5 protein-coding genes, 1 tRNA gene and 1 pseudogene are annotated in these 6,578 nt (G+C 61.5%); 5 read left to right on the top strand and 2 right to left on the bottom strand.

From position 1 onward, the window contains the following. The 4 genes from ACYVDE_RS11840 to ACYVDE_RS11855 all read left to right on the top strand — a co-directional run. Positions 1-1,267: dicarboxylate/amino acid:cation symporter (locus ACYVDE_RS11840; RefSeq protein ID WP_460501755.1), on the top strand; the 1,267-nt coding region annotated here is incomplete at its 5' end. A gap of 209 nt (positions 1,268-1,476) precedes the next feature. Next, entirely contained in the window at positions 1,477-2,139 is a 663-nt protein-coding gene (locus ACYVDE_RS11845; RefSeq protein ID WP_460501756.1) for a hypothetical protein, read from the top strand. A gap of 96 nt (positions 2,140-2,235) precedes the next feature. Continuing rightward, positions 2,236-2,796 carry a hypothetical protein gene (locus tag ACYVDE_RS11850; RefSeq protein ID WP_460501757.1) on the top strand — a complete coding sequence of 187 codons (561 nt, stop codon included), beginning with the start codon at positions 2,236-2,238 and terminating at the stop codon, positions 2,794-2,796. 69 nt (positions 2,797-2,865) lie between these two features. Continuing rightward, positions 2,866-5,214, top strand: a complete 2,349-nt coding sequence (locus tag ACYVDE_RS11855; protein ID WP_460501758.1) for a GAF domain-containing protein — start codon at positions 2,866-2,868, stop codon at positions 5,212-5,214. 65 nt (positions 5,215-5,279) lie between these two features. On the opposite strand, the gene ACYVDE_RS11860 is transcribed toward ACYVDE_RS11855, so the two are convergent. Continuing rightward, a complete protein-coding gene (locus ACYVDE_RS11860; RefSeq protein ID WP_460501759.1) occupies positions 5,280-5,966 on the bottom strand; it encodes a phosphatase PAP2 family protein in 687 nt (228 codons plus the stop codon). A 98-nt stretch (positions 5,967-6,064) separates the two neighbouring features. After that, a tRNA-Leu gene (locus ACYVDE_RS11865) sits at positions 6,065-6,146 on the bottom strand. A 185-nt stretch (positions 6,147-6,331) separates the two neighbouring features. Between ACYVDE_RS11865 and ACYVDE_RS11870 the strand changes: the two are divergent. Beyond that, positions 6,332-6,578, top strand: a pseudogene (locus ACYVDE_RS11870) (hypothetical protein); the annotation flags it as partial.

A 6,578-nucleotide genomic window follows, 5' to 3' on the forward strand; every position in this document is an offset into this window, starting at 1 on the left:
CGCCCGCTGGCTGGCACTGGCCGCCATTGCCGCCGCCGCGGCCCCGCGCCGCTCGCTCACGCTCTGGATTGTGGTGAGCATGCTCGTGGGCATTGAGCTGGGCCACGATGCGCCCGGCGTGGCCATGAACCTGAAAGTCCTCAGCGATGCCTTCCTGCGCCTGGTGAAAACCATTATTGCCCCGCTGGTATTTGCCACCCTCGTCGTGGGCATTGCCGGCCACGCCGACCTGAAGCAAGTGGGCCGCATGGGCATTAAAGCCTTGGTTTACTTCGAGATTGTGACCACGTTCGCGCTGTTTATCGGGCTGGGGGCTATCAACCTCACCAAAGCCGGCGTGGGCATCAGCCGGGTTGGCGTGAAAGAAGAAGCCCTGACGGCCGCGCCGCCCCAAACAGCGGCCGACATCATCCTGCACATCTTCCCCGAAAACATTGCCAAGTCGGTGGCCGAAGGCCAGGTGCTGCAAGTTGTGATTTTCGCCATCATCTTCGCTATTGGGCTGGCGCTCACTCCCGAGCGTCCGCGCCGCGTGATGCTGGAATTCTGCGAGAGCTTGTCGGAAGTGATGTTCAAGTTCACCAACGTGGTGATGTACTTTGCCCCGCTGGGCGTGGGGGGTGCCCTGGCCTACACGGTAGGCAAAATGGGCTTTGCCCCGCTGTTCAATGCCCTGCAGCTGCTGCTCACGCTCTACGGGGCGCTCATTGCCTTTGTGCTGCTGGTACTGCTGCCGGTGGCGCTGTTTGCTCGGCTACCGCTGCGCCGCTTTATCGCAGCCGTGGCCGAGCCGGTGAGCATTGCCTTTGCCACCACGTCGTCGGAAGCTGCCCTGCCCCGCGCCATGGAAGCCATGGAAGGCATTGGCGTGCCGCGCCGCATCGTGGCCTTCGTGATGCCCACGGGCTACTCGTTCAACCTCGATGGCACCACCCTCTACCTGTCGCTGGCGGCGGTATTCGTAGCGCAGGCGGCGGGCGTGCCCCTCTCCTTCAGCCAGCAGCTACTGATGGTTTTCACGCTGATGCTCACCAGCAAGGGCGTGGCCGGCGTACCGCGGGCTTCGCTGGTTATTCTGCTGGCCACGGTGGCCTCGTTCAACTTGCCGGCCTGGCCGGTATTCATCATTCTGGGCATTGATGCGCTGATGGACATGGCCCGCACGGCCGTGAACGTGCTGGGCAACTGCCTGGCCTCGGCCGTGGTGGCCCGCTGGGAAGGAGAGTTTGTCGACGGCTATGCCGGCCCCGACCCGGTAGCGGAGTAGCGCCGGACAACACGCGAAATTGAACGAAAACGAGGTGTTCGGGGCTATCCCGGGCACCTCGTTCTCATAAAAAATTCGGGCAAAATGGCCAGAATACCGTATTAATACCGTAATTTAGCCTTAGAAACCCTACCGCGCGGGTTTCGTATGGATATAAGACAATTTTTGCTTTTCTTCTTTTTATCGGTCTTTTCTATTACCTTCAAGCTATGAAAATTCTTCGTCAATGGTCGGTACTGGCGCTGGTGCCGGTGCTGCTGGGAGTAAGCTCTTGCGTTTCGGTTAAAAACCAAATGCGTAGTACCCCAACGGCGGCAATTGCCAACCGCCTGCCCCCGCTGGAAATTCTGGCTGACCAGGGCCCGCTGGCCATGAACGACGGTGCGCTGCCCGAAGACCCGCTCAAACTGTTTCAGCAGGAGTGCCGCATCAACCTGACCGAACCGACCGACTCGGCTACCTACGGCTATGCCAAGCTGGTGGTGAAGAAAGTGAAAACCCTGCGCACCGGCCGGGGCCTGCAGGGCGCCCAGGTGCTCACCTTCCTGCTGCCGGCCGTGGTGGGCGTGCCACTGGAGTGGTACAAAACCACCCTGCAGGCAGAGGTGCAGGTGAGCGACGCGGCGGGCAACCTGCTCGGCTCGTACGAAGGCACCGGCACGTCGGAAGTGAAAGTGGCCATGTACCACGGCTACTCGCAAACCGATGCCCCGCGCTTGGCCGACGTCATTGCCCTGCGCGGCGCAATGGCTAAAATTCGCCCACAGCTCGATACCGCTACCACGCGCCTGCGCCCGCTGCTGCTGGCCGGCGGCACCGTGGAGAACCCCACTATTCCGGCGGCTTCGTCGTCGGCTACGGGCGGCCGCTAGGCAATTCTTTCGGGCTGGCTTCGTTTATTCGGGCCCGCCGCTTCCACTGGCTCCGCTGCGGAGCGTGGGAGCGGCGGGCCTTACCTTTGGTGCGTAATGGCTTTACCCTTGATAAACCGCTTGGCTGCCCTGATTGGCCTGGGCCTGCTGCTGCCCGGCTGCTGCGCCAACAACGTGTGCGACTGCCCCAATGAGGCGCAGGCCGACGCCGTGCGCATTGTGTTCGACCGCACCAAGTTCACCGTACCCGAAGAATTGGACACGCTGGTGCTGGTGCGCTACCTGCACTACAACCGGCAGGCACCGCCGGCCGTGCTACCCAAGCCCGAAATTGCTACCATCATTCGCACGGCGGCGCAGGCGTACGACACGCTGCTTATTAATAATGCGTCGCCTTTTAGCCAGTTGGGCAGTGCCCGGCTCGACACGTTCAGCTACGCGTTGCGCTACTTCCCGGGCACGAAGCCCAAAACCCGCCCCGGTAAAACCGTGCTGGTCATCGACCGCGTTAAGCTGAGCGGTAGCCTGGAGGGCAACGGCTGCTGCACCTGCTACACCAACTCGCGTAAGCTGGCCCTTGCCCGGCCCGACTCGACTCAGCCAGCGGTTTATACTAATCTGGGCTCGCGGCGCGCCGTGTTGACCGTGACGCGGTAGTCCATCCGGGCCTGTGGCCCGTATATGCTACACAGGCGTGCTCGCTTGCGCCTTTTTCTGCAGCACTTCATGGCTCCCGACCCCATTTCTTCCGTCGCTCCCACCCCGACGGCTCCGGCTGTGCCGGTATTTCCATTCCGCACCGTCCTTAGCCTGGCACCCCTGGTTGAGTATTGGCACAACCGTGAGCAATCGACCAATGCCGGGGTAGCGCTGCTGGCCCAGGCGGTGGGTGCGCAGGTGGCCCAGAACCCGTGGATTACTGAACCCATCGCCGACCCTAAGCTACTGGAAGAGCAGTGCGACCTGGTGGAAACGCTGATGCTGGCCGTATTTCCGCCGGCCTCGCTGGCCACCGACATCAGCGGCGCAGTAGGCCCCTTCCAGCGGCGCAGCTTTTTCTCGACGCGGCTGTTCCGCGACATCATGCTGAACAAGGACGGCTTGGTAAAGCAGCCGCTCAACATCGACATGGTTGCCATGGAGCGGCAGCTGGGCCTGATGGCTTACCAACTGGTGCTGCACCGCGTGTACGGGGTGGAGCTGCCGGCGCTGGGGGCCATTATTTTCACGGTGCCGGACTATAAAATCGGTTTGTATCGCCACTACAACGTGGGGTTCGACTCGTCGTTCGTGCGGGTGCGGGTGGTGGGCACGCCGCCCGAGCTGAGCGATGAGCAGCGTGAGACACTACTCCACAACCGCCACCGCCCCGAGGTGTGGCAGGAATTGCTGCCGGCCGAGCATTTTGAGCTGGAAGGCTTCAACGTGCTGCGCCTGACGGATGTGACGGAACAGGAAATTCTGTCGGAGCTGAAATACGACCTGCTGGAGCGCGACGTGCTGCAAACGCCGGCCCGCTTCGAGCAGATTCAGGAAAAGCTGCGGGTGCTGTTTGCCCAGCCAGCTTTGCAGCTGGGCATTGCGGCCTACGATGAGAAAAAGAAGGCCTTTATGGACTTCGGCCGCAAAATCAACCACAGCTTCCTCACCAAACAGGTGCAAACCAAGGCGTCGGACAGCAGCTTCCGCCTGATTTACCAGCGCCTGATGGATAGCCGCGAGCCGCTCGTGCTCAAGGACGTGGCCACCGCCGACCTGCCCGACGACCTGCGCCAGCAGATTATGAGTCTGGGAATCCGCTCGGCCATTCTGGCGCTGCTGCCCTACGGCAACGATACGGTGGGCCTGTTGGAATTGGGCACGCCCGATGCCGACGGCCTCGACGAGTTTGACATGGACACGGTGGCGCAGTTTGTACCGCTGTTTGCGGTGGCCGTGAAGCGCAACGCCGAAGACCAGCAAACCCGGGTGCAGGCTATTGTGCAGCAGAAGTTTACGGCCATTCACCCCACCATGGAGTGGCGCTTTACCGACGCGGCCCGCAACCTGCTCGCCAAGATTGACGAGGGCAACCGCACGGCCGAGATGGAGCCAATCGTGTTTGAGGACGTGTACCCGCTGCACGGCTCCTGCGACATTCGGGGCAGCAGCACGGTGCGCAACGAGGCCATTCAGGGCGACCTGATGGAGCACCTCACGCTGGCTAATAAGGTGCTGAAAAAGGCCTCGGAATATCAGCAGCTGCCTATTCTGGACGAGCTGAAGTTCTACGTGACCAAAAACCTGAAGCGTCTGCGCGAGGGCTTGCTCACGGGCGACGAGGCCAACATCTACGATTCGCTGAAGCGCGAGGTCGAGCCACTGTTTGAATACCTCGCCACGCACACGGAGGACCTGCGCCCGGTGATTACCAACTACTGGCAGAACATCGACCCACGCCTGGGCATTCTGTACAAGCGCCGCCGCGACTTTGAGCTGAGCGTTACGGCCCTCAATGATGCCGTGAGCGACTACCTCGACGAGGAAGAGGACAAGGCCCAGCTCATGTTTCCGCACTACTTTCAGCGCTACAAAACCGACGGCGTCGAGTTCAACATCTTCGTGGGCAGCACCTTGGTGCAGGACAAACCCTTCGACCTTGTTTTTCTTAAAAACCTGCGCCTGTGGCAGCTGCTGACGATGGTGGAAATCACGCGCCGCACCGCCGCCCTCAAGCCCACGCTGCCCGTGCCGCTCGACACCACGCAGCTCATTCTCATTCACGGCCAGCCCCTAAGCATCCGCTTCCGGCAGGACGAGCGGCAGTTCGACGTAGACGGTGCTTACAACATCCGCTACGAAATTATCAAGAAGCGCATCGACAAGGCCACCGTGCAGGGCACCGGCGAGCGCCTGACCCAGCCCGGCACCATTGCCCTGGTGTATGCGCAAAGCCGCGAAGCCGTGGAATACTACGAGTACATCGACTACCTGCAGGACCGGTGCCTGCTCGAACCCGGCGTGGAAGAACTGGAACTGGAGGAGCTACAGGGCGTGAAAGGCCTGCTGGCGCTGCGCGTACGGGTGCGGCTGTAGCAAGGGCCGTGCTGGCGGCCCCAATCCGAATCGGAAGTGTCGGGCCGGGATACATTTGGCCGCGCTCAGGATTCCGTTTGGCGTAACACGGCTTGTTCCTCTTTCCAGAAAAGCTTGAGCGCGGCCCTGAACAGTATTAGCCAAGCCGCGCCCCCGGCAAAGCCGGCCAGCACATCGGTGGCGTAGTGCGCGTGCAGGCACACCCGCGTGAGGCCGATGAGCCCCGCCCATAACACCAGCGGAGCCGCCCACCCCGGCCGGCCAAAATGCCGCGCCAGCAGCCAGGCCAGGCAGCCGTAGAAAGTGAGGCCCAGCATGGCATGCCCGCTCGGGAAGCTCAGGCCGAAGGTGTGGAGCACGGCATTGGCCGGCCGGGGGCGGTTGAAATACAGTTTGAGCACCTGGTTGAGCAACACTGCCCCGGCCATCACCAGTACAAGCTCCTTGGCCTCGCGCGGGTGGCCTGCCCGCCGCAGTAGCAGCGGCCCAATGATGCTGGCCGGCAGCAGAAAAGGCAGCGAGGCAAAGAAGGTAACGAAGCGAATGGGCCCGTAAAGCCACGGCCAGGCCCGCTGCCAGTCGTCTACCACATCGGAAGCCCAGCTATCGAGTGCCATCGAATGGTGCACGAATACCACCCGCACCAGGTAGAAAAAAATCGCAAAGGCCACCACGAACAGCACCGTTACAAATACTACTTCGACGGTGAGTAAGCCCGCAATTGCCAGCAAGCGTGCCGTAAGACGTTTCATAGGCCACACTACGGAAGCGGCGGCCAGCTGGCCAGCTTTGGCTAGTACACCGCCCGGACAAAACAAAAAAGCCAGCCCCGAAGGACTGGCTTTTAACGTGCGCTCGGAGAGACTCGAACTCTCACACCTTGCGGAACTGCCGCCTGAAGACAGCGCGTCTACCAATTTCGCCACAAGCGCATCTTGGGCTCAAAAGCCGTTTTCCTTTCGGTGGGTGGCGTTTTGATGCTGCAAAGATAGGGTGTTGGATTACGGCTGCGCAACCTTTTTGCTAAATTTTTCGCTTCCCACGGCCGTCTTTAGACATCGGCAATTGTTTCTCAGTTACTTGCCGGGGCAATTTTTTTTATATTTTTTGATTTCACGTGCCTCCTTCCACCCCAATTCGGCCAACGGCGGCCCCCAGCGCCCCACCCCTCACCGGTTTCGACCGCGTGGCGTGGTTTTATGATGCGCTGGCGGCGCTGGTGTTTGGCGCGGCATTGCGCAATACGCAGCGGGCCGCCTTAGCCGGACTGCCCGCCGGGACCCCGCATGTGCTCATTCTGGGCGGGGGCACGGGCTGGGTGCTGACGGAGGTACTGCACCGCCGCGCCGCCGCCACGGTCCTCT

The sequence above is a fragment of the Hymenobacter agri genome (genome assembly GCF_054778495.1).

Excerpts from the sequence above, each read along its gene's own strand:
- ACYVDE_RS11845 (WP_460501756.1), top strand. The coding sequence starts at position 1,477 with ATGAAAATTCTTCGTCAATGGTCGGTACTGGCGCTGGTGCCGGTGCTG.
- ACYVDE_RS11850 (WP_460501757.1), top strand. The coding sequence starts at position 2,236 with ATGGCTTTACCCTTGATAAACCGCTTGGCTGCCCTGATTGGCCTGGGC.
- ACYVDE_RS11855 (WP_460501758.1), top strand. The coding sequence starts at position 2,866 with ATGGCTCCCGACCCCATTTCTTCCGTCGCTCCCACCCCGACGGCTCCG.
- ACYVDE_RS11860 (WP_460501759.1), bottom strand. The coding sequence starts at position 5,966 with ATGAAACGTCTTACGGCACGCTTGCTGGCAATTGCGGGCTTACTCACC.